At 71.5% G+C, this 20,859-nt stretch carries 24 protein-coding genes; 8 read left to right on the forward strand and 16 right to left on the reverse strand.

Going from position 1 to position 20,859, the window contains the following annotated elements; genetic code table 11:
- Positions 1 to 14 precede the first annotated feature (14 nt).
- On the reverse strand, positions 15 to 398 hold the full coding sequence (locus tag EFA46_RS11835; protein ID WP_123077706.1) for a hypothetical protein: 384 nt from the start codon (positions 396 to 398) through the stop codon (positions 15 to 17).
- Positions 399 to 530: 132 nt separating this feature from the next.
- Here EFA46_RS11835 and EFA46_RS11840 point away from each other — a divergent pair, with 132 nt between their 5' ends.
- Positions 531 to 2,690, forward strand: coding sequence for a PKD domain-containing protein (locus EFA46_RS11840; protein ID WP_123077708.1), 2,160 nt, complete (start codon positions 531 to 533; stop codon positions 2,688 to 2,690).
- A gap of 5 nt (positions 2,691 to 2,695) precedes the next feature.
- Here the strand turns inward: EFA46_RS11840 and EFA46_RS11845 are convergent, their stop codons facing one another.
- Both EFA46_RS11845 and EFA46_RS11850 read right to left on the reverse strand, forming a co-directional pair.
- Entirely contained in the window at positions 2,696 to 4,048 is a 1,353-nt protein-coding gene (locus tag EFA46_RS11845) for an MFS transporter (protein WP_123077710.1), read from the reverse strand.
- Between the two features lie 105 nt (positions 4,049 to 4,153).
- On the reverse strand, positions 4,154 to 4,945 hold the full coding sequence (locus EFA46_RS11850) for a class I fructose-bisphosphate aldolase (protein ID WP_123078418.1): 792 nt from the start codon (positions 4,943 to 4,945) through the stop codon (positions 4,154 to 4,156).
- A gap of 97 nt (positions 4,946 to 5,042) precedes the next feature.
- On the opposite strand from EFA46_RS11850, the gene EFA46_RS11855 reads away from it, so the two are divergent.
- From EFA46_RS11855 to EFA46_RS11870, 4 genes are all read left to right on the forward strand, one after another.
- Positions 5,043 to 5,978 (forward strand): alpha/beta fold hydrolase, encoded by a 936-nt coding sequence (locus EFA46_RS11855; RefSeq protein ID WP_123077712.1) that lies wholly within the window; start codon positions 5,043 to 5,045, stop codon positions 5,976 to 5,978.
- 152 nt (positions 5,979 to 6,130) lie between these two features.
- On the forward strand, positions 6,131 to 6,694 hold the full coding sequence (locus EFA46_RS11860; protein WP_123077714.1) for a hypothetical protein: 564 nt from the start codon (positions 6,131 to 6,133) through the stop codon (positions 6,692 to 6,694).
- Between the two features lie 31 nt (positions 6,695 to 6,725).
- On the forward strand, positions 6,726 to 7,322 hold the full coding sequence (locus EFA46_RS11865) for a TetR/AcrR family transcriptional regulator (protein ID WP_255494124.1): 597 nt from the start codon (positions 6,726 to 6,728) through the stop codon (positions 7,320 to 7,322).
- A gap of 53 nt (positions 7,323 to 7,375) precedes the next feature.
- Positions 7,376 to 7,813 carry a hypothetical protein gene (locus EFA46_RS11870; RefSeq protein WP_123077716.1) on the forward strand — a complete coding sequence of 146 codons (438 nt, stop codon included), beginning with the start codon at positions 7,376 to 7,378 and terminating at the stop codon, positions 7,811 to 7,813.
- A gap of 3 nt (positions 7,814 to 7,816) precedes the next feature.
- Here the strand turns inward: EFA46_RS11870 and EFA46_RS11875 are convergent, their stop codons facing one another.
- The 9 genes from EFA46_RS11875 to glpR form a co-directional block, all read right to left on the reverse strand.
- On the reverse strand, positions 7,817 to 8,746 hold the full coding sequence (locus tag EFA46_RS11875) for a sulfide-dependent adenosine diphosphate thiazole synthase (RefSeq protein ID WP_123077718.1): 930 nt from the start codon (positions 8,744 to 8,746) through the stop codon (positions 7,817 to 7,819).
- Between the two features lie 169 nt (positions 8,747 to 8,915).
- Entirely contained in the window at positions 8,916 to 9,908 is a 993-nt protein-coding gene (fba, locus tag EFA46_RS11880; RefSeq protein ID WP_123077720.1) for a class II fructose-bisphosphate aldolase, read from the reverse strand.
- A gap of 88 nt (positions 9,909 to 9,996) precedes the next feature.
- Positions 9,997 to 10,473, reverse strand: coding sequence for a PTS fructose transporter subunit IIB (locus EFA46_RS11885; protein ID WP_123077722.1), 477 nt, complete (start codon positions 10,471 to 10,473; stop codon positions 9,997 to 9,999).
- The gene (gene ptsP, locus EFA46_RS11890) at positions 10,470 to 12,164 is read right to left on the reverse strand and encodes a phosphoenolpyruvate--protein phosphotransferase (RefSeq protein WP_123077724.1); all 1,695 of its coding nucleotides are present in this window, start codon (positions 12,162 to 12,164) and stop codon (positions 10,470 to 10,472) included. Before ptsP ends, EFA46_RS11885 begins: the two co-directional genes overlap by 4 nt.
- A complete protein-coding gene (locus EFA46_RS11895) occupies positions 12,161 to 12,445 on the reverse strand; it encodes an HPr family phosphocarrier protein (protein WP_123077726.1) in 285 nt (94 codons plus the stop codon). The genes ptsP and EFA46_RS11895 overlap by 4 nt, the downstream gene beginning before the upstream one ends.
- Complete coding sequence (locus EFA46_RS11900) at positions 12,446 to 12,910, reverse strand: PTS sugar transporter subunit IIA (RefSeq protein WP_123077728.1); 465 nt, start codon at positions 12,908 to 12,910, stop codon at positions 12,446 to 12,448.
- A gap of 52 nt (positions 12,911 to 12,962) precedes the next feature.
- Positions 12,963 to 14,075, reverse strand: coding sequence for a PTS fructose transporter subunit IIC (locus EFA46_RS11905; RefSeq protein ID WP_123077730.1), 1,113 nt, complete (start codon positions 14,073 to 14,075; stop codon positions 12,963 to 12,965).
- An 84-nt stretch (positions 14,076 to 14,159) separates the two neighbouring features.
- A complete protein-coding gene (pfkB, locus tag EFA46_RS11910; protein WP_123077732.1) occupies positions 14,160 to 15,068 on the reverse strand; it encodes a 1-phosphofructokinase in 909 nt (302 codons plus the stop codon).
- Positions 15,065 to 15,838, reverse strand: a complete 774-nt coding sequence (gene glpR / locus EFA46_RS11915) for an HTH-type transcriptional regulator GlpR (protein WP_123077733.1) — start codon at positions 15,836 to 15,838, stop codon at positions 15,065 to 15,067. The genes pfkB and glpR overlap by 4 nt, the downstream gene beginning before the upstream one ends.
- 169 nt (positions 15,839 to 16,007) lie before the next feature.
- Here glpR and eif1A point away from each other — a divergent pair, with 169 nt between their 5' ends.
- Both eif1A and EFA46_RS11925 read left to right on the forward strand, forming a co-directional pair.
- On the forward strand, positions 16,008 to 16,292 hold the full coding sequence (gene eif1A / locus EFA46_RS11920) for a translation initiation factor eIF-1A (RefSeq protein WP_123077734.1): 285 nt from the start codon (positions 16,008 to 16,010) through the stop codon (positions 16,290 to 16,292).
- Between the two features lie 98 nt (positions 16,293 to 16,390).
- The gene (locus EFA46_RS11925) at positions 16,391 to 17,176 is read left to right on the forward strand and encodes an HpcH/HpaI aldolase/citrate lyase family protein (RefSeq protein ID WP_123077736.1); all 786 of its coding nucleotides are present in this window, start codon (positions 16,391 to 16,393) and stop codon (positions 17,174 to 17,176) included.
- Between the two features lie 57 nt (positions 17,177 to 17,233).
- Here EFA46_RS11925 and EFA46_RS11930 read toward each other — a convergent pair whose 3' ends face one another.
- Entirely contained in the window at positions 17,234 to 18,154 is a 921-nt protein-coding gene (locus tag EFA46_RS11930; RefSeq protein ID WP_123077738.1) for a carbamate kinase, read from the reverse strand.
- 95 nt (positions 18,155 to 18,249) lie between these two features.
- Here EFA46_RS11930 and EFA46_RS11935 point away from each other — a divergent pair, with 95 nt between their 5' ends.
- The gene (locus EFA46_RS11935) at positions 18,250 to 18,600 is read left to right on the forward strand and encodes a hypothetical protein (RefSeq protein WP_123077740.1); all 351 of its coding nucleotides are present in this window, start codon (positions 18,250 to 18,252) and stop codon (positions 18,598 to 18,600) included.
- A gap of 53 nt (positions 18,601 to 18,653) precedes the next feature.
- Here EFA46_RS11935 and EFA46_RS11940 read toward each other — a convergent pair whose 3' ends face one another.
- The 3 genes from EFA46_RS11940 to EFA46_RS11950 form a co-directional block, all read right to left on the reverse strand.
- The gene (locus EFA46_RS11940) at positions 18,654 to 19,058 is read right to left on the reverse strand and encodes a disulfide bond formation protein B (protein ID WP_123077742.1); all 405 of its coding nucleotides are present in this window, start codon (positions 19,056 to 19,058) and stop codon (positions 18,654 to 18,656) included.
- Between the two features lie 39 nt (positions 19,059 to 19,097).
- Positions 19,098 to 20,387: an MFS transporter gene (locus tag EFA46_RS11945; protein ID WP_255494125.1), complete on the reverse strand. Its 1,290-nt coding sequence runs from the start codon at positions 20,385 to 20,387 to the stop codon at positions 19,098 to 19,100.
- Between the two features lie 198 nt (positions 20,388 to 20,585).
- On the reverse strand, positions 20,586 to 20,819 hold the full coding sequence (locus tag EFA46_RS11950) for a hypothetical protein (protein WP_123077744.1): 234 nt from the start codon (positions 20,817 to 20,819) through the stop codon (positions 20,586 to 20,588).
- Positions 20,820 to 20,859 lie beyond the last annotated feature (40 nt).

Consider the following 20,859-nt stretch of genomic DNA (forward strand, 5'->3'; position numbering starts at 1 on the left):
CGGCCGCTCGCGGCTCAGACCGCGACGTAGGCGACGGCGGTGAGGAGGGCGGCGACGACGACGGACGTCGCGGTGATGCGGATGGCGGAGCTCCGGTCCTCGCGGCGGGCGTCGGGGTCGTCGACGGTGCCGACTTCGCCGGCCGCTTCGAAGCTGTACTTGCCGAGCGTCCCGAGGACGACGCAGAAGGACCGCGAGGCCTGCAGCAGCCACTCGATGCCGACGGCGAGCGGAACGAAAACTGCCGGAACGAGGGCTTCGGGGAGCGCGCCGACGGCGACGGCGGCGACGAGCGCGGCGGCGACGACGAACCCCGCCGCCGCGTAGACGTAGCGGCGCCGTCGCTCTTGGACGCCGATGTTGCAGGAGCCGGGCCGGTAGGAATCGACGGCAGACATACCCGGGCCTTGGGGTTCCGTGCGCCTAAAAGGTGGTTTCGGCACGCTCACTGCCGGGAGGTGGCCATCGCGCTTTTCAGGCTGGCTACCCCGTCTCTCGACGTCTTCCAGCGCCCCGTCCCCCCCAACCCCATGCGCTCGCGCTCATTCCCGACACGCGGCCTGACGCGACTGCTCGTCTCGCTCCTCGTCGTCGTGAGCCTCCTCGCCGCCGGCGTCGGTGTCGGCGGTGCGGCGGCGGACGCCTCGACCACGCCGGTCGCCGCCTACGCCGACGACGGCGGCACGCTCACCGTCCTCTACGCGGACGGGACCACGGCGTCGCTCGGCGTCACCGGGTCGATATCGCACGTCGGTCGCGTCGCCGACCTCGACGGTGACGGCCGCCTTGAGGCGCCGTACGTGAGCACCGATGGCGCGCTCCGCATCGTCGACATGAACGGGACGACCCGGACGCTCACCACGGACGCGGACACGGGAAAGGACGTCATCGCGACCGGTGACTGGGACGGTGACGGCCGCGTGAGCGTCTACTACGAGGGCGCGAGCGACGGCCGACTCTACCGCGTCCAGGCGGGGACGTCGCCGACGGCGGTCACCGGCCCCGACGGCGGCACGCTCGCCACGAACGGCGTCGTCGGCGTCGCCGACTACGACGGCGACGGGACGCGCGACCTGCTCTTCCTCGGGAGTTCGAGCACGCTGAAGTACTACGACGGCGCGACGGTGGAGACGACGGGGTTCTCCTCCTTCGGATCGAACTACGGCCTCGGCGTCGGCGCACCGGCGGACTTCGACGGCGACGGCGTCCCGCGCGTCCCCTACGTGACGGGGAGTCAAACGCTCGGCCTGCTCGCCGCCGACGGGTCGAAGACGCCGGTGGACGCGAAGCAGACGCCCGCGAAGGCCCCGGTCGGCCACGGCGACTGGACGGGCGACGGGAGCCCCGACGTCCTCTACGTCGGGAGCGACGACTTCCACCTCCAGTACGCGTCGCTCGGCGGGCCGTCCGGTGCGGTGAGCGGCCCCGACGGGGCGCCGCGTCCGGTGGCCGCCAGCGTGGGCGTCGCGACGGTGGCGCCCCGGCCCGCGCCGACGGTTTCGAACTTCGCGCTCACGAATCCGTCTGCGCGCACGCTCTCGGTGTCGTTCACGAGCGACGAGCGCCTCGAGCGCATCAACGCCACGATTTCGGGGCCGGACGACGCGGTCCTCACGCGCGACGACTTCGAGGCGTCCGGTGACGGTCCGTACGAGTACCGCGCGCGGACGACCGTCGACGCCGACGGCGACTACGTGGCGACGCTTCGCGCGGCCGTGGACGGCGGGGGCGCGGACGGTGCGGACGGACAGACGGACGCGACGCGCGTCGAGACCTCACAGCCGTCGGTGTCGAACGCGACGCTCACGGCCGTCAACGGCAGTCCGCCTGTCGGCCTCGACGGGCGCGTTCGCGTGGCCGCTACCGTCGAGAACGCGTCCGCGCTCCGCTCGGTGACGGCGGACGCCACCGCGTTCGGCGCGGGCACCGTCGCCCTCACGCGGACGGCGAACGACACGTACGCGGCGACGGTTCCGGTGACGACGAACGCGACGACGGGGACGGTGACGCTGGTCGTGAACGCGACGAACGAGTACGACCACTCGGGGACGGCGGCGACGCGCTCGCTCGCAATCGACGGCACGCGCCCCGTCGCGGACGGCGGCCCGAACGTGACGGTGCACGCCGACACCCTCGTCGGCTTCGACGGTGACGCCTCGCGCGACGCCGGCCGCATCGTCCGCTACGCGTGGCGCTTCGGCGACGGCGCGACGGCGACCGGCGAGGTGGCGACGCACACGTACGACGCCCCCGGCACGTACGCCGCGACGCTCACCGTCGTCGACGCCGCCGGGAACCGAGCGACCGACACGCGAACCGTCACCGTCCTCGGGGCGAGCGAGGACACCGAGACCGAAGTCGTCTACGTCGACGGCGGTAGCGGTGGTGGCGAGGGCGACGACGGCGGCGAGGCCGACGAGGCCGATACCACCACTGCCGAGCCGACGACGACCGCGACCACGACGAGCGACCCGCCGGGGACGGTGACGACGACGGATGCGTCCGGTGAGAGCGACGCGGCGAGCGCGACCGACTCCCGCGCCGACCGGCCCGTGACGTCGCGCGGCGCCGAGCGTACGCCGACGTCCGCGCCCACACCCATCCCGTCGGGGTCCGGCCCATCGCGCGGTCCGGTCGGCTTCCTCGGTGCGCTCGTCGCGCTCGCGCTCACGCCGTTCGTTCGCGGCTGACCGGGTCAGGCCTGCGTGCTCGGTGTCGCGGGCGGGGGCGCCGTCGCCTCCGAGAGCCGCTTCGCGCCGTAGACGACGGCGGCGCCGGTGACGACGAGGGCGGCGGCGAGCACGAACGCCACGTCGAAGCGGTAGGCCGCGACCCATCCGCCGAGGAGCCCGCCGACCGCGCCCGCGACGGCGGAGAGCGCCGCGTACGTCCCGAGGATGGCGCCGCGAGCGTTCGCGGGCGCGAAGCGCGAGACGATGGCGGTGCCGGTGACGGCGATGAACGCCCACGAGACGCCGACGACGAAGAGGAGCGCGCCGACGGCGGCGAGCGGCCCGAGGCCGCCACCGGTGAGCGCGCTCCCGCCGACGAGACCGAGGCCGGCGACGCCGACGAACGCGCCGGCGCGGAGCGCGAGCGCGCCGCCCTGCACGACCCGGATGTCGCGCTGGCCGCTGACGACGCCCGCGCGCTCGAAGAAGACCGCCGAGGCGAGGTTGTTCACGAGGTAGAGCGCGAAGACGCCGCCGGAGTCGAAGCCGAGCGTGGACTTGAGGTAGAGCGGGAGCGGCGCCCAGAAGACGGAGAAGCCGGTGAAGAAGCAGAACGCGGCGAGGAAGTAGAGCCAGAGCGGGCGCGGCAGCTCGGTTCGGAGGCGGCGCAGGCGCGCGAACGAGAGCGCGCGCGACGCCCAGAAGACGCGGTTCGTCCCGAAGGAGAACGTCGCGTCCTGCGTGTTGCGCGCGGTCCGCGAGAGGATGGTGGCGACGCGACTGGAGCGGCGCGGGCCGACGTCGAGGGCGGCCTCGCGGGGGAGCGAGCGCGCGCCGAGGACGGCGGCGGCGACGCCGAACGCGGCCGCGAGCGCGAACAGCGACTCCTGGACGACTTCGGTCGCGAGGACGGTTGCGACGCCGACCGTCCAGACGGTGCCGATGACGAGGCCGGCGGTCGAGCCGTAGCCCTGGAACGTGTTCAAGCGGGCGATGCGGCTGTTCCAGTTCGACTCGGCGGCGTTCGCGACGACGAGCATCGTGACGACGGGCGAGATGGCGGCGAGCGAGAACGCGAGCACGGCGTTCACGACGACGACGGCGAGCACCGTCTTCAGGAACGGGAGGAGCGTGAGCGCGACCGCGCCCGCGCCGAGCGCGACGAGGACGACGCCGCGACGGTTCCCGGTGCGGTCGGCGTAGCGGCCGGCGAGCACCGCGCCGGGCGCGCCGACGAGCGAGGAGAGCGACGCGGAGAGCCCGAGCGCGGCCGACCCGCCGCCGAGCTGGACGATGTAGAGCGGGACGAGCAGGCCGGCGACGCTGGAGGCGACCGCGGAGAGCGAGAGCGAGTAGAGCCACCGGTCCGAGTCCATGCCCGGAGCGTCGGCCGGGTGGGACTAAGCGGTGTCGCCCGACGCGCGCTCGCGGGCGGACCGCGACGGCGTCGGGCGTCCCCCGGGCCCACCCCCGCCAGCCGGTCAGTCCCAGACGGCCGCGACGCTCGCGCCGTCGTGGACGATGCTGTTCAGCGCCTCGACCGTCCGCGTGACGTCCTCGGACTGCCAGACCGAGCGCCCCATCATGAGGCCGCGCGCGCCCGCGTCCATCGCCTCCGAGACGGCTTCGAGCGTCCCGCGCGTCCCCCCGGTCTTCGGGCCGCCGAGCATCATCACCGGCACGGGCGCGTTCGAGACGACCTCGCCGAATCGCGCTTCGTCGCCCGTGTAGGGCGCCTTCAGGACGTCCGCGCCGTACTCCCACCCCATCCGGAGGGCGTTCGCGACGAGGTCCGGGTCGGTCTCGGCGGCGGACGGCACCCGCGACCCCCACATGACGGGTTCGACGACGAGCGGAACGCCCGTTCCCCGGAGTTCCTCGGCGAGTCGCGCGACGGCCTCGATGTTGCGCCGGAACACCGCGCGGTCCTCGCGGCCGAAGACGAGGACGACCTTCACGCCGACGGGGTCGAGGTCGAGGAGGAGGTCGACGTCGAAGGCGTCCGTCCAGACGTCGGCGGCCTCGTCCTCCCCGGGGCGCGTCGAGAAGGTGACGACGTCGCCGGTGACGACGAGGTCCGTGTCCGCGAGGCGGTCGCGGTAGCGTCGCGCGAAGTGCGGCCCGACGAGCAGGCCGTCCGGGTCCGCCGCGAGCACGTCGTCGAGGACGGCCGTCGGGTCCTCGAAACCGTCGATGGCGCCGCTCGCGAGGCCGTGGTCGAGCGCGACGTACACCGCGTTTCCGGAGTCCGTATCGAGGAGGTCGTAGCTCACGCGTGTCGTCTCGCAGACGACCACCAAGAGCGTTGCCCGTCCCGGTAGCGGAACGCGACCTCGAGGGTATTTGTCGCTCGCGCGAGAACACCCGCGTATGCGACTCCTGAAGACGGTCGGTGCGGTGGCGGGCGCCGCGTCCGTCGCCGCGCTCGCGGACCGCGCGCTCGAATCGTACGCCGGCGACCTCGACGCGCCGCTCCCGGGGCGGCGCGGGACGTTCCGCTGGCGCGGCCTCGACGTCGCGTACACCGAGTCCGGGGACGCCTCGGACCCGACGGTCGTCCTCCTGCACGGCGTGAACGCCGCCGGGTCGAGCGGCGAGTACCGGGAGATCTGGGCCGCGCTCGCCGAGGAGTACCACGTCGTCGCGCCCGACTTCCCCGGCTTCGGTTGCTCGGACCGCCCGGCGCTCGACTACGACGGCGAGTTCTACACCGAGTTCGTCGCGGCGTTCCTCGCGGAGTACGACGACCCGGCGGTGATCGCCGCGAGCCTCGCGGGCGCGTACGTCGCCGGCGCGCTCGACCACGACGGCGTCGACCCGCGCGCGCTCGTGCTCGTCTGCCCGTCGACGGGCGCGATGCCGGGACCGAACCCCTGGGCGCGCGGCGTCGCTCGCGCGCCGCTCGTCGGCGACCTCCTCGTCGACCTCGCCACGTCGCGCTACTCCATCCGGCGCTCGAACGCCGACCACGGCTACTACGACGTCTCGAACGCCGACGAGGAGTGGCTCGACTACCAGTGGCGCAGCGCCCACCAGCGCGGCGCGAAGCACGCCGTCGCGGCGTTCGTTGGGGGCTACCTCAACGTCGACCTCGACCTGCGGGAGGCGCTGTCGGCCTTCGACGGCCCGCTCACGGTCGTCTGGGGCGCGGGCGCGGAGACGACGACGCCCGCGGAGGGCCGCGAGCTCGCGGAAGCCGTCGAGGCCGACTTCGTCGAGATCGCGCGGACCGCGCTCGTCCCGCACGCCGAACACCCCGGCGCGTTCGCGAACGCCATCCACGGCCGCCTTGAGGCCGACGAGTAGCGCTCCGCCGCGTCCCGCTCGCGTCTCGCTCTTTTCGACGGCGCCGTTAAGCAACTGGTCAGCCACGCGACCGCGCTCGGACCGGCGAGCGCGCGATGCCGGGGTCGAAACCCACTTGTGGGAGCCGAGCGAACTAACCGGTCAGTTACGCGATGGGACGAGCACGCGACACAGCGACGGAGGGGGAGTGCGCGACGGACGACGCGGCCACGCTGGCGGCCGTCGACGCGTACCTCGCGTCGCTTCGCCGCGCGGAGACGCCGCTCTCGTGCGTCGTCGACACCGCGCTCGCCGCGCGCCCCGAGCGCCGCCCGACGCGCGCCGTCCTCGAAGGCGCCGCGCGCGTACCGTCGCATCCGAACGCCCGCGACGTCGTCGCAGGCGCGAGCGCCGTCGACTTACTCGACGCCCGGACGGTCGTCCGCTGGGTCGGCCTCCCAGAGCGCGCGCCGGAGAGCACGGACGCCGTCCTCGTTGGCGACTACCTCCACTCGCTGGCGTTCGAGGCGCTCGTCGGCGCCGACGAGGACGGCGTCTCGACCGGCCTGCTCGCCGCGGTCACGGCGGGCGTGAGCGACCTCTACGGCGCGGAGGCGGGCGTCGCCGCGACGCCCGGCGAGCGGGACGTCCCGGTGGCCGCTCGTCGCGGCGTGTTCGCCATCGCGGACGCCGTCGTGGACGCCCTCGACGCGACCGCACGGGGGGAGACGCGGTGAGCCGGCACGCCGGGCACTCGCGGGTGGCGTGATGTCGGACGCGTCCCGCGAGAAGCGCAGCGAGGCCGAGGCCGCGATCATGCGGGCGACCTATCAGGCGCTCCGCGAGCACGGCTACGCCGAGTTGACGATGCGCGCCATCGCCTCGGAGTACGGGAAGACGACGGCGGCCATCCACTACCACTACGAGACGAAGGACGACCTGCTCGTCGCGCTCCTCGAGTACCTCCTCGACCGGTTCGTCGAGCGCGTCCACGGCGTCGAGACGACCGCCCCGGCGGCGCGCCTCGACGCCCTCCTCGATACCCTGCTGGTCGAAGTCGCGAGCGAACGCGAACTGGCGGTCGCGCTCCTTGAGTTGCGCGCCGTCGCGCCCTACGACGAGGGGGTCCGCGACCAGCTCGTCCGCAACGACGAGTACCTCCGCTACCTCCTGCGGACGGTGGTCGTGGACGGCGTCGAGCGCGGCGTCTTCGACGAGGGCGTCGACCCGGAGTCCGCCGCCGAGACGCTCATGACGCTCGTCGACGGCGCGCGGACGCGCTTCGTCCTCCACGACGACCCGGCGGTGCTCCATCGCGCCCGCGAGGCCGCAGACCGGTACGTCGCGGACGCGCTCGGGGCGTGAGCGCGACCGAGGTCGCCCCAAAGCCAAATACGTCGGCAGACCGTCAGTTCTGTATGGTCGACGAGCGACACCGGAAGCTCCACGAGCACGTGGCGGGACGGGCGGGGGACGCCTACCGGGTCGGGTTCTACTACGACGCGGACGAGTGGGAGGTCGTCCACGTCAGAGAGGACCTGGCGACCCGGCGGCTTCGCGAGGAGCTGCCCGCCGTCCGCGAGCGCGTCACCGACGCGCGGGCGCTCGTCCGGGAGGACGACTACCCACCGCTCGGTGAGGCGCGCGCCACGACGGAGGTCCACGAGAACGGCGTCATCGTTCACTTCCCGGAGGACGGGACGCGGGGGACGGTCATCTCGCTCGACCGCCGGGTCGCCCGCGACCTCACGGAGTTCGTCGTCGAATGCACGTCGATACTGGACGTGGACGGCGAGGCGCGGTGGCGGGCAGACGGCCGCCCCGCGAGCGGGCTGAGGGAGACCGGGACGGACTAACTCTCAGTCGTCGGCGGGCGAGGGAGTCGCGCCGGGGAGGTCGACGCCGGGTGCGTCAACGCCGAGTTCGTCGATGGCGGTTTGGGCGGCGCTCTTGCCGGAGAGGAGCATCGCGCCGAACGTCGGCCCCATGCGCGTGAGGCCGTGCGTCGTCGCCGTCGAGAGCCCGCACGTGAGGAGGCCGTCGTGGATTTTGCCCGTGTACTCGACGACCTTGTCCTCGGAGTCCGCGATCCACATGGAGTCGTGGCCGGGGGAGTCGTGGCCGGGCGCGCCGTACTCGCCGTCCTCGGTGGAGTCCATGCCGGCCTCGTGCTCGTCGACGTGCTCGATGCCGGGCGCATCGACGACGCCGCGCTCCTGGAGCTTGGAGACGACGACGGCGTCGTGGCCCGTCGCGTCGATGACGAGGTCGGACTCGACGGCGATGGGGTCGACGCACGTCAGCTCCCGGGGGAGCGCGTGGACGGGCGACCAGTTCATCACGATGCCCGCCACCTCGTGGTCCTCGCGGACGACGACGTCGGTGAACTCGGTCATGTTCTGTATCTTCGCACCGGCGTCGCAGGCGGCGTGGATGAGCGCCGAACACGCGTGCGGGCCGTCCGCGAGCTGGAGGCCGTCGGCCTCTTCGGCTTCCTCGTAGGGGACGCCGAGTTCGTCGAGCACGCGCTCTGCGGGCTCGCGGACGGTGAGCTTGTTCATGAGGAAGCCGCCGAGCCAGAACCCACCTCCCAGATAGTTGTTCTTCTCGACGACCATCACGTCGACGTCGCGCTCCGCGAGCTCCTTCGCGGCGACCAGCCCGGAGGGCCCGCCGCCGACGATGATGACGTCGGTGTCGGTGTAGTCGAGGAACTCGTCGCCCCACGAGCGGGCGATGGCGTTCGTGACCTGCGCTTCCGTCGCGTCGCTGAATCCGCTGAACGACATACAACCTAGTGTTACAACCGACTACTTAGTGGTGGCGATGGAGCGCGTCGAACGGCGGCACGGCCGCTACGCGGGGCGCGTGCGGGCATAGCGGGTGAGAGGGAGGAACGGAGGAGGGAGAAAGGAGACGCGGGAGAGGGCGAGCGGAGACGGAGTTCGAGAGCGTGCGTTACGCGTAGCGGCTCTGTCCGGCGCTCCCCGCGAGTTCGGCGAGCTCCGCGTGGACGTCCGCGACGCGCTCGCGGATGTCCCGACCCGCGACGCGTGGGTCGAAGACGTCCTTGTTCGGCGACCACTCGGTGTCCTCGAAGAACGTCTCGCGGCTGTCCGGGACGCCCTCCGGCGGCACGATTTCGTCGCCGTGCTCGCGGTAGAGGTCGAAGGCCGTCCGCGTGTACTCGTACTGGTAGCGCGTGTCCTTGTTCATCTTGCAGATGCCGTACTGCATCATCTCCTCGACCTGTGCGGGCTGAAGGCCGGAGGAGCCGTGGAGGACGAGCGGCGTGTCGAGACCGTGCTCGTCGAGGGCGTCGCGGATGTCGCGCGCGAGGTCCGGGCGCAGTTCGAGGTCCCGGCCCTTCGCGACGCCGTGCTGGGTGCCCACGGAGATGGCGAGCAGGTCACAGCCCGTCTTCTCCACGAACTCGACGGCCTGCTCGGGGTCCGTGTAGTAGGCCTCCTCGGCCTCGATCTCGTCCTCGACGCCCTTGATCTGGCCGAGTTCGGCCTCCACGAGGACGTCCGAGCCCTTCTCCTCGGCCATCTCGACGACCCGCCGCGAGCGCGCGACGTTCTCCTCGAACGGCTCGTGGCTCGCGTCGATCATGATCGAGGAGGGGATGTCGAGGTCCATCTGCGCCTCGATGAACTCCATGTCCGTCTGGTGGTCCATGTTGAGGAAGACGCCGACGTCGTGGCGCTCGGCCAGCACCTCGATGTAGTTCCCCATCGCGCGCAGGCCGGCGACCTCGTCGCCGTCGCCGGCGAAGCGACACGCCCCCGCGCTCATCTGCAGGAGGAGGTCGGAGTCGACGCGCGATGCGCCCTCCAGCAGGCCCATCAGCACGTTCGGCTCCGCGATGTTGCTCGCGACGAGGCCGAAGCCCTCCTCGAGCGCGTCGTCGTACACCTTGTCGAGTTCGTCGCCGCCGTAGAACGTCATCGTACGTGCGGAAAATTCCGGGCCACCCTAATAACTGGTGTGGAAGCGAGCAGTACCGAACAAAACTACTCAGAAACGAGTACGTGTTTCAGGAGGAGAGCCAGCGGCGAAGACGGCGGAAGATGCCCTTCTCGGGGTCGCCGCCGCGCTTCTGCGGCGCGTCGCTCTCCGACTCGTCCGCCCCGTCCGTACCACTCGACTCGGCCGCCTCGGTCGACTCGGCGCTCTCGCCCCCGGCGGAGATGACGCCGCGCTTGCCGGCCTCGGCGGCCTCGACGGCGCGCTCGATCATCTCGGCCGCGCGGTTCACGCCCGCCTTCACGGGCGCCTGCACTATCGGCTTCCCCTCGAAGCGGTCGGTCTGCACGGCCGTATCCGCCGTGATGATGACGGCGTCCGCCGCCGCGATGTCCTCGCTCGACAGCTCGTTCTCCGCGCCCATGGCGCCCTGGACCTCGACCTTGATGTCGTGGCCCATCTCCTCGCCCGTCGTCTCGAGGTTCTCGGCCGCCATCTGGCTGTGTGCGATACCCGTCGGACAGCTCGTGACTGCGACTAGCTTCATGATTGCTCTAGGAGTTCGATTATCTCATCCCTGTCGGCCGCCGCGAGCGCGCGCTCGGCGAGCGCCTCGGCGTCTTCGAGGGTCGTTTCGCTGACGCGGGCCTTCACGTCCGGGACCGTCAGCGCGCTCATCGAGAGCTCGCGCAGACCGAGACCCACGAGCAACTCGGTCAGCCGGGGGTCGCCCGCCATCTCGCCGCACATCCCGACCCAAACGTCGGTCCCCTCGGCGGCCGTGGTGGTGGCGTCGATGGCGCGCAGCACGGCGGGCTGGCGGAAGTCGCCGAGCTCCGCGACCGCGTCGTTGCCGCGCTCGGCCGCCATCACGTACTGCGCGAGGTCGTTCGTCCCGATGCTGAAGAAGTCGACGTGCTCGACGAGGACGTCCGCCATGAGAGCGGCGGCGGGCGTCTCGATCATCACGCCGAACTCCGGCATCGTCGCGTCCACGCCCTCGGCCGCGAGGTCGGCGACGACGCCTTCGAGGACGCCGCGCGCCGCCTCGACCTCCTCGACGGTGGTGACGAGCGGGAGCATCACCGCGAGGCTCCCGACGTCCGTGTCGGCGTCGGCGCGCAGGAGCGCGCGCAGCTGCGTCTCGAAGAGGTCGCTGTCGGGGCCGAGCGAGCGCCGAATCCCGCGCTCGCCGAGGAAGGGGTTCTCCTCCTCGGGGAGGTCGAGGTACGGCACGGGCTTGTCGCCGCCGACGTCGAGCGTGCGGACGACGACGCGCCCGTCCGGGAACGTCTCGATGGCGTCCCGGTAGGCCGCGTACTGCTCGTCCTCGTCGGGCGCGTCGTCGCGCTCGATGAAGAGGAACTCCGTGCGAAAGAGCCCGACGCCGTCCGCGCCGCGCTCGGCCGCGGGCGCGAGTTCCTGCGGCGTCCCGACGTTCGCCGCGACCTCCACGTCGGTGCCGTCGGCGGTCGTCACCGCTTCCTCGACGACGTCGTCCGCCGCGCCGCCGCGCGCGGCCTCGACGGTGGCTTCGTCGGGGTCGAGGACGACGTCACCCGACCGTCCGTCGACGACGACCGTCTCGCCGTCCGCGACCGACTCGAGGTCCTCGCCGACGCCGACGACGGCGGGGATGGCGAGCGAGCGCGCGAAGATGGCCGCGTGCGAGGTGCGCCCGCCGGTGACGGTGGCGAACCCGGCGACGCGCTCGGGGTCGAGCTGTGCCGTATCGGAGGGCGTGAGGCGCTCGGCGAGCACCACGGAGCCCTCGGGGAGCGACGCGAGGTCGACGCGCTCGCCGTCCGTCAGCAACCGGAGGAGCCGGTCGCGGACGTCGCGGAGGTCGTCGGCGCGCTCGGCCATCTTCCCCTCCATCCCGGAGAACTGCTCGACGAACTCGTCGAACGTCTCCCGGACCGCGTGCGCGGCCGGGAGACCGTCCGTGATGCGCTCCTCGACGCCGGAGGCGATCTGCGGGTCGTTGAGGAACTGGACGTGAGCGTCGAACACCGCCGCCTCGTCCTCGCCGACGCGCTCGGCCGTGCGCTCGCGCTCGGCCTCGAGTTCGGCCTCGGCCTCCGCGACGGCGAGTTCGAACGCCTCGCGTTCGGCCTCGGCGTCCACGTCCTCGGGCGCGGGCGGCTCCGAGAGGTCGGCGTCCGGCCGGTACCAGACGACGGTGCCGACGCCGGAGAGGGGCGTGACGTCGATGCCGGGGAGTCGTCGCTCGCTCATCCCTCCAGCTCGTCCTCCGGTGTCGTCAGCACGTCCTCGAGCGCGTCGAGCGCGGCCTCGGCGTCCTCGCCCTCCGCGACGAGGCGGAGCGTGTCACCGCCCGCCGCGCCGAGTCCGGTGACGGCGAGCATCGAGGACGCGGGCACGAGGTCGTCGTCCGCGGCGTCCTCGGGGCCGACCAGCACCTCGGCGTCGTACTCGTTCGCCGTCTCGACGAAGACGGAGGCGGGCCGGGCGTGCAGGCCCTCCTCGGGGACGACGGTGACGCGGCGCTCGGGCATTCAGGCCACCTCCTCGATGACGATGCGCTGGACGGCCTCGGCGGAGTCGGCCTCGTGGAGCTTCTCGCGCGTCTCCTCGTGGACGAGAGAGCGCGAGAGGCTGCTGAGAATCTGGAGGTGGTCGTCGCTCGACGCCTCGGGGACGAGAATCATGAAGAAGAGCGTCGCGGGCTCGTCGTCCATCGCGCCGAAGTCGACGCCCGCCGAGGAGCGCGCGAACGCGAGCGTCGGCTCCTCGACGCCGGTCGTCTTCGCGTGCGGGATGCCGATGCCCATGCCGACGCCGGTCGTGGACTCCTCCTCGCGCTCGAGGAGGTCGGCGAGCGCTTGCTCGCGGTCCGAGACGCGTCCGGCCTCGACGGCGAGATCGAGGAGGTGTTCGATGACGGCCTCCTTCTCGGCGGGCGGTTCTTCGAGCGAGATCAGCTGGACGTTGATCAGCTCTTCGAGGTCAGACTCGTTCATCGTTTGTGATTGGGTTTGCGCGGACGGTAAGGGTTCCGCCTCGAATCGGTGATTAGACGTTTCCGACGCGTTCGTCGTAGTCGGGTTTGATGACGTGCTCGATGGCGGCGGTGACGACCGTCCCGAGCAGGATGCACAGGAGGAACGTCCCGGGCTTGTTCGAGAGGATGGCGACGAAGATGCCGCCGTGCGGGGCGGGCATCGTCACGCCGAGGCCCATCGCGGCGGCGCCAGCGACGGCGGAGCCGGCGACGATGCCGGGGATGACGCGCGCGGGGTCGGCCGCGCCGTAGGGAATCGCGCCCTCCGTGATGAAGGAGAAGCCCAGCGGGATGGCGCTCTTCGCGTTCTCGTACATGGAGGCCTCGTACTTCTCGGGCGCGATGAGGTTCGAGAGCGCCATGCCGAGCGGCGGCGTCATGCCGGCGATCATCACGGCGGCCATCGGGCCGTAGATCTGCTCGCTGATGAGGCCGGTCGCGAAGACGTACGCGACCTTGTTGACGGGGCCGCCCATGTCGAAGGCCATCATCGCGCCGAGGATGGCGCCGACGAGGAGCGCCTGGCCGCCCTGCATCCCGCGGAGCCACTCCGTGAGCGCGGCGTTCGCGATGGAGACGGGGACGCCGACGACGAAGAGCATCACCGGCAGGAGGACGAGGGTCGTCGCGACGGGGATGATGAGCACGGGCATCATCGGCTCGACGAAGCCCGGGACGTTGCGCTGCTTGAACCAGCGTGCGACGTAGCCGGTGATGAGGCCGGCGACGAGCGCGCCGAGGTAGCCGGCGCCCGCCGCGCCGCCCTGTACGCCGATTATCTTCCCGGCCTCCTGCAGGACGCTCCCCTGCTGGATGAGGTAGGAGAGGACGAAACCGGGGGCGAGGCCGGGTCTGTCGGCGATGGCGTACGAGATGTACGCGCCGAGGATGGGAACCATGATGGTGAGGCCGAGGTTCCCGACCTGCGCGAAGAACCAGCCGAGGGTGCCCGTCGCCTCGAAGACGTTCGTGACGTCACCGAAGGCCGTCGCGGACGCGTAGCCGAGCGCGAGGAAGATACCGCCGATGGTGACGAACGGGATCATGTGCGATACGCCGGTCATCAGGTCCTCCTTTATCGAGTTCAGGTAGGACCGATACGCCCCTTCCGGGTCAGACGACATGGTCTATCACGATAGTTGCCCGAGGGTGATTAAAACTGTTCGGATGTGCGCCCTCCTGACCGATTCTGCCCGGCGAACGGGCCGTCAGTGGCGAGTGAGACGGACGGCGTCGCGAATCTCGGGGACGGCGGAGAGGTCGGGGACGCTCGTCCCCGGGACCCCGACGACGCGCGAGGCCACCGCGACGCCCGTCGCGAGCGCCGTCGCGTCGTCCGCGCCGTCGTCGTACGCCGCGAGCACGCCCGAGAGCAGGGAGTCGCCCGCACCGACCGTATCGACGACGGCCGCATCGACCGCCGCCGCGTGGAGCGCACCGTCCTCGGAGACGAGAATCGCGCCCTCGGCGCCGAGCGACGCGACGACGCGTTCGAAGCCCATCGCGCGCAGCTCCTCGGCGGCCGCGATGCACTCCTCGACGGTTCCCGTCGGCATTCCCGTCGCCGCCGCGAGTTCCTCGTCGTTCGGCTTGCAGAGCGCGTATTCCTCCTCGAGTTCGGCGAGCGTCTCCCCGCCGACGTCTACGACCGTGTCCCAGTCCCCGTCGCCCGCGAGCGCGTCCACGTCGGCCGCCGTCATTCCCGGCGGGAGGCTCCCGCCGACGACGAGCGTCGGCGGCGCCACCGACGCGACGTGCGAGCGGAGGTCCTCGACGGCGCCGGCCGACACCGTGGGGCCGGCCTGGTTCACCTTGTACTCGCCCTCCGGCGCAAGGATCGTCTGGTTGAGCCGCGTGGACTCGTCGACGGAGACAAACGCCGCGTCGAGGCCCTCGCGTGCGAGTTGCTCCTCCAGCACCCGGCCGAACGGGTCGCCGAGGAAGCCCGTCGCGGCCGTCTCGGTGTCCAGCGCCCGCAGGTACTGCGAGACGTTGATTCCCTTCCCGCCGGCGTCGACCGTCGCGCCGTCCGTCCGGACGACGGTGTCGACGTCGAGCGGGTCGTCGAGCTCGACGGTGTAGTCGAGCGCGGGGTTGGGCGTGACCGTCAGAATCACGAGGACACCCCCGCGTCGTCGGTGACGCGCGTGCCCGCCGACTCGAACGCCTCGCGGAGGTCGGCGGGGAGCGAGTCGTCCGTGACGACGTGGTCGACGTCCTCGAGGTCGGCGAACTGGACGAAGCTCCGCTTGCCGACCTTCGAGGCGTCACAGACGAGGACGACGCGCGTCGCCTTCTCCACCATCAGCTCCTTCATCCGGGCCTCGTCCTCGTTCGGCGTCGTCAGTCCGGCGTCGACGTCGACGGCGTTCGTCCCGAGGAAGAGCAGGTCGAAGTTCGTCCGCTCCATGAACGACTCGGCGGTGGGGCCGACGAGCGCGCGCGTGCGCCGGCGGAGCGTCCCGCCCGTCAGCTTCACCTCGTTCGCGTCGCCCTCGAGCTCGACGGCGAGGCGCGGGGAGTTCGTCACCGCGAGCAGCGAGCCGTCCGTCGGCGCGCGCTTCGCGACCTCCATCGTCGTCGTGCCCGCGTCGAAGAAGACGACTTCGGCGTCCGCCAGCTCCTCGACGGCGCGCGCGGCTATCGCCCGCTTCGCGTCGAGGTTCTGGACCTCGCGCTCGCCGTACGTCCGCTCGTGTCCGACCGACGACGCCGGGAGGGCGCCGCCGTGACTGCGCTCGATGAGCCCGTCGTCCTCGAGCTCCCGGAGGTCGCGACGGATCGTCGCCTTCGAGTAGTCGAGCTCCTCGGCGAGCTCCGCGACGGACCGACCGTCGTGCGCCGACACTAACTCCACGATCTTCCGCTTTCGCGCTTCCGGTAACATTGCTGGTCGGTGGTCTCTATCGGGAGGTGTTCCCGTCCGTGTATAACTGTTTATGTCCGGTACTGTTCGTTTCTGGTCGAGCGAGCCGAAACACGCGACGCCCACACTCCGCTCATTGGTACCACGCGTGAAGGGAACCGTTTAACCGTGGCGCGGGCGTAATTGCTGTATGAGCGAGAATCAGGGCCGACGGAACCTCCGTATGCCCGACGACGATCAGGTCTTCGCGGTCGTCACCAACATGCTCGGTGGCAGCCGCGTCCGACTCCGCTGTGCCGACGGCAAAGAACGCATGGGCCGCATCCCGGGTCGCATGAAGTTCCGCACGTGGATTTCGGAGGGCGACGTCGTCATCGCCGAACCGTGGGACTGGCAGGACGAGAAGGCGAACGTCGAGTGGCGCTACGACGACGACGCCGCCGAGCAGCTGCGCCGCGAAGGCCACATCGAATAGCGCGTCTTTCTCTCTCCCTCTCTCTTCACGCCGCGTAGCGACGGCGCCCGTCGGGGCCGGCCCCGCGACTTTTACCGTCGGCGGACGACATTTCCGGCGTGAACCCGCGACACAACTCCCTGCGAGCGACCGTCGAGAGCGACGACCCCGCGTTCGGCGTCCTCGACAACACGTACAGCCCCGAGGTCGTCGAGCTGTTGGGCGAGTTCGGCTTCGACTTCGTCTGGATGGACCTCGAACACGGCGGGCCGAGCCCGTGGGACGGCGACGCCCTCGAGGAGCTCCTGCGCGCCGCCGAACTCACCGACACCGAGTTGCTCGTGCGCATCCCGGAGGCGAACCCCGCGATGGTCCGCAAGGCCCTCGACGCGGGCGTGCGCAACCTCTTCGTCTCCCGCGTCTCAAACGCCGACGAGGTCCGTACCGTGCTCGAAGCCGCGCACTTCGAGTACGACGGCGGACCGGGCGAGCGCGGCCTCGCCGGCCCGCGCGCCGCGCGCTACGGGCAGGCGTCGGACTACACCGAGACGGAGGACGAGGAAGTGCTCGTCGGCGTCACCATCGAGACCGAGGCCGCCGTCGAGAACGTCGAGGAAATCCTCTCCGTCCCCGAGCTCGGCTTCGCGTTCCTCGGCCCGAACGACCTCTCCATCGCGCTCGGCCATCCCGGCGAGCGCGACCACCCTGAGGTCGAGGACGCCGTCGACACCGTCGAGGCGGCCGCGCGCGAGCACGACGTCACCCTCGGCGGCCTCACGTTCGGGATGGACGACGTCGTCGACAAGGTCGAACGCGACTACCGGATACTCCACGTCGGGAGCAGTCTCGGCGCGCTCACCGGGCAGTTCGGGAGCTGGCACGAGGCGTACGAGAACACGCGCTAGGGCGGTCTCGGAACGGCGGCCGGCGACGGAGTCGGAAGACGCGGGGCGCGGGTAGCGTTAGTCGGCCGTCACGGTCGTCCCCGCCTCACCGTCGAGCGCCGCATCGAGTTTCTCGGGCGAGGTGACGATGGCGCGCCCGCCGGCCTCGTCCACGAAGCGCGCGCACGCGGTGACCTTCGGCGTCATGCTCCCGGCGGCGAACTCGCCGTCGTCGAGCAGCGCGCGCAGGTCGGCGGGCGTCGCCTCCCGTATCGGCTCCTGCTCGGGCGTCCCGAAGTCCCGGTAGACGGCGTCGACGTCCGTGAGCATCACGACGGCGTCGGCGTCGACGGCGTCCGCGACGAGGCGGGTCGTGTAGTCCTTGTCGACGACGGCCGGAACGCCCTCGTGGCCGCCGTCGCCGTCGGGGACGACGGGCACACCGCCGCCACCGCCGCAGACGACGGGCCCCGAGTCGTCGGCGACGAGCGCGGCGATCCGGTCGGCTTCGAGGACGGCCTCGGGTTCCGGGGAGGCGACGACCCGGCGGTAGGCCGTCCCGTCGCTCTCGCGGTGGACCTCGGTCGTCGCGAAGGGCTTCTCGGCGGCGTCGGCCGCGGAGTAGTAGGGGCCGACGGGCTTCGTCGGGTCGTCGAAGGCGGGGTCGTTGGGGGCGACGCGGACGCGCGTGACGACGGGCGCGGGCGGGCCGCCGAACGCGTCCCCGAACCCGTTCTGGAGGAGGTAGCCGACTTGGGCCTGCGTCTCGGCGACGAGGACGTCGAGCGGTTCGGCCTCGCCGTCGGACTGCTCCTCGGCGAGCAGTCGGTTCCCGACCTGCGGGCCGTTGCCGTGCGTGAGGACGATGTCGTGGCCGCGCTCGTGGAGGACCACGAGCGCGTCGCGCGTCTCGCGGACCCGCGCGCGCTGCTCGGCGACGGTGCCGTCGCCGGAGCGCAGGAGCGTGTTCCCGCCGAGCGCGACGACGAATCTACTCATACAGGGTAGCGGGGAGGAGCGGAGAAGGGCGTTGTGGCCACACGAGTACCGCGCCGACCCTAGGTCTATCACGGTCGCCCGAAAACGGACCTGCCGTGCCCGCCCTCCATCGTTCGCCCCCGGTCGTCGGCGTCGCCGCCGCCGTCCTCGTCGGCGTCGTCGTCCACTACTGGTTCGCGACCCCGGCACTGAGCGTCGCCGTCGGCCTGCTCTACTTCGCGGCCGGCTACTTCGTCACGCGCTTCGAGAACCCGACGACCCGCTTTCGCGGTCTCCCACCCGGCGCAGCGGTCGTGGGCGTCGTCGGTCTCGTTGCCGCCGTCGTCGCCATCATCGGGAGCGCGAGCGTCTTCGAGTTGACGGAACGCGGCCTCTATACGTACGTCGTCGTCACGGTCGGGTTCGCGCTCTTCAACGCGACGCTCGCGACGGTACAGGCCGACTGAGACACCACCGCGTCCGCAGCTCCCACCCCGCCGTGTCCGCAGAAAACCCCTCCTCACGGTCGGCGCGCACGGACGAGGAGGACGGCCATCAGCCCGGTGAGGAGGCAGAACGCGAGGAGCGACTGGTTCGGGATGGTGACGGGGCGGACGTAGACGGTCGCACAGCCCCCGAGCGCGCAGGTGCCGCCCGCGACGACTTGGAGGTACGACTGGTAGGCGGCGAGCGCACCACCAGCGACCGAAAAGGGGAGGACGAGGCGGTAGACGCCGGTGTCGCGCGTGTACCACGCGTACGCGAGGACGCCGACGAGCGGGTACATGAGGACGCGCTGGTACCAGCAGAGTTCGCAGGGCGCGAAACCGAGGCCGAGGCTGTACGTGAGGCTTCCGGCGGTGGCGACGGCGGCGACCGCGGCGCCGAGCGCGAGGAGGGTCCGCGAGGAGAGTCGCGCGAGCACGACGCGTCCGTTGGCGGCGCGGGTACTTGTGGGTGTGCGTTAGTCGGCGGCGGCCGCGCCCGGTTCGACGGGTTCGGCGCCGCCGGTGTCGACGGTCTCGTCGACCTGCGAGTAGACGAGGCAGAAGCCGAGGAAGGCGAGGACGGCGCCGAAGACGAACGGCGTCGCGTAGGCCGTGCCGAACGGGAGGGTGATGCCGGCGAGGAGTCCGGCGGAGAGCGGGCCGATGGCGGTGCCGAGGCCGAACGCCATCGTGAGGACGGAGAGCGTCGTTCCGGAGCTGCGGCCCGTCGCGAGGTCGCCGGCGAGCGCCATCGCGGGCGCGAAGACGGCGGCGCCGGCGGCGCCCTGCACGAAGCGCGCGACGATCATGCCGGCGGGCGTGGTGACGAGGCCCTGCGCGAGCGTCGCGGGGACGAGGACGAGCATCCCGGCGAGGATGAACGGCTTGCGGCCGTACTCGTCGCTCCACGACCCGATGGGGGCCTGCAGGAGGACCTGCGCGAGGACGAACGCGGAGAACTCGATGCCGAACATGGTCGCGTTCTGCCCGAGCGTGGTGTTGATGTGGTGTTCGAGCGGTTCGAGGAGGGCGATGCCGATGACCATGAAGAGCGAGGCGACGCCGAGCGTGAACACGGGGTCGAGGAGCTTGTCGTCGCGGACGCGGTCGAGGACGGCGATGCTGATGTCCTCACCGGCGTCGGCCTCCTCCTGTTCGGGGTCCTCGACGAGGAGGTAGACGCAGAGCGCGCCGAGGAGCGCGCTGAGGGTGGCGACGTAGAAGGCGGCCTCGAAGCCGGTTATCGTCCCGCCGAGGTAGGGGCCGCCGGCGACGACGCCGCCGGCGACGACGGGGCCGAGGCCGAAGCCGATCATGCGGAAGGTGTTGAAGACGCCCATGGCTTCGCCGCGCGCGCTCTCGCGCGAGAGCTCGTTGACGAGCGCGATGGTGGCGGGGACGGTGAGCGCGACGCCGACGCCCTGCGTGATGCGGACGAGGAGGACGGCGCCGTAGCTGTCGACGAGCGTGTAGACGAAGTTCGCGACGGTGAGCGTGAGGAGGCCGGCGATGACGAATAGCCGCCGCCTGCCGGTGCGGTCGGAGAGGTTCCCGGCGAACGGCTGGATGCCGCTGTTGAAGAAGCCGAACGCGGAGAGGATGAGGCCGGTGATGAGCGTCGCGGAGAGCCCGAAGGTGCCGCCGGTGACGACGCCGCTCGTGATGTAGAGCGGGAGGACGACGATGAGGAAGGAGTTGCCCAGCGAGTCCACCATCCGCGCGAACGCGAGCGCGAGGATGCGCCGGTCGACGTCGAGATAGCTCACTGGCGATGCACCTCGGGGCGGGCGGTGCGTGCTGTCGGGTGCGGTCTGTCGTACATGGGTCAATGACTGAATGTTCAGTCAGCGGGTGCTCGACGGAAAGTGGCGTGTCAGTATAAGCGTTGTGACGGGCGGCGTACTCGCCGCTAACCGTGCGCTCGCGTTCGCACGGACCGGCCCGGTGAGTCGAGAACTCGGGGGTTACTCGACGGGGTAGCCCGCCGTCTCCAGAATCCACTCCGCGTCGCCGACCGCCACCTCGCCTTCGGCGACGAGCGTGACGACGCCGGCCGCCGCGTCCGGGCGGACCTCGCGGACGCCCGGCGCGCGCTCGACGCGCTGCGCGACGCGACTCTCCTCCGCCGCCTCCAGCCCGGCGACGGACAGCTCGAAGCGCTCGTAGGCCGCGTCGTCACGCGACGAAGTGTAGGACATACCCACGCGAAGGGCGTCCGGACGCAAAAGTCTACTCGCC

The sequence above is a fragment of the Halarchaeum sp. CBA1220 genome (assembly GCF_003721175.2).
Classification (GTDB): domain Archaea; phylum Halobacteriota; class Halobacteria; order Halobacteriales; family Halobacteriaceae; genus Halarchaeum; species Halarchaeum grantii.

Bases quoted from the DNA above. Each gene is read 5' to 3' on its own strand.
- EFA46_RS11835 (WP_123077706.1), bottom strand. From the start codon at position 398: ATGTCTGCCGTCGATTCCTACCGGCCCGGCTCCTGCAACATCGGCGTC.
- EFA46_RS11840 (WP_123077708.1), top strand. From the start codon at position 531: ATGCGCTCGCGCTCATTCCCGACACGCGGCCTGACGCGACTGCTCGTC.
- EFA46_RS11845 (WP_123077710.1), bottom strand. From the start codon at position 4,048: ATGGACTCGGACCGGTGGCTCTACTCGCTCTCGCTCTCCGCGGTCGCC.
- EFA46_RS11855 (WP_123077712.1), top strand. From the start codon at position 5,043: ATGCGACTCCTGAAGACGGTCGGTGCGGTGGCGGGCGCCGCGTCCGTC.
- EFA46_RS11860 (WP_123077714.1), top strand. From the start codon at position 6,131: ATGGGACGAGCACGCGACACAGCGACGGAGGGGGAGTGCGCGACGGAC.
- EFA46_RS11865 (WP_255494124.1), top strand. From the start codon at position 6,726: ATGTCGGACGCGTCCCGCGAGAAGCGCAGCGAGGCCGAGGCCGCGATC.
- EFA46_RS11870 (WP_123077716.1), top strand. From the start codon at position 7,376: ATGGTCGACGAGCGACACCGGAAGCTCCACGAGCACGTGGCGGGACGG.
- EFA46_RS11875 (WP_123077718.1), bottom strand. From the start codon at position 8,746: ATGTCGTTCAGCGGATTCAGCGACGCGACGGAAGCGCAGGTCACGAAC.
- fba (WP_123077720.1), bottom strand. From the start codon at position 9,908: ATGACGTTCTACGGCGGCGACGAACTCGACAAGGTGTACGACGACGCG.
- EFA46_RS11885 (WP_123077722.1), bottom strand. From the start codon at position 10,473: ATGAAGCTAGTCGCAGTCACGAGCTGTCCGACGGGTATCGCACACAGC.
- ptsP (WP_123077724.1), bottom strand. From the start codon at position 12,164: ATGAGCGAGCGACGACTCCCCGGCATCGACGTCACGCCCCTCTCCGGC.
- EFA46_RS11895 (WP_123077726.1), bottom strand. From the start codon at position 12,445: ATGCCCGAGCGCCGCGTCACCGTCGTCCCCGAGGAGGGCCTGCACGCC.
- EFA46_RS11900 (WP_123077728.1), bottom strand. From the start codon at position 12,910: ATGAACGAGTCTGACCTCGAAGAGCTGATCAACGTCCAGCTGATCTCG.
- EFA46_RS11905 (WP_123077730.1), bottom strand. From the start codon at position 14,075: ATGTCGTCTGACCCGGAAGGGGCGTATCGGTCCTACCTGAACTCGATA.
- glpR (WP_123077733.1), bottom strand. From the start codon at position 15,838: ATGTTACCGGAAGCGCGAAAGCGGAAGATCGTGGAGTTAGTGTCGGCG.
- eif1A (WP_123077734.1), top strand. From the start codon at position 16,008: ATGAGCGAGAATCAGGGCCGACGGAACCTCCGTATGCCCGACGACGAT.
- EFA46_RS11930 (WP_123077738.1), bottom strand. From the start codon at position 18,154: ATGAGTAGATTCGTCGTCGCGCTCGGCGGGAACACGCTCCTGCGCTCC.
- EFA46_RS11950 (WP_123077744.1), bottom strand. From the start codon at position 20,819: ATGTCCTACACTTCGTCGCGTGACGACGCGGCCTACGAGCGCTTCGAG.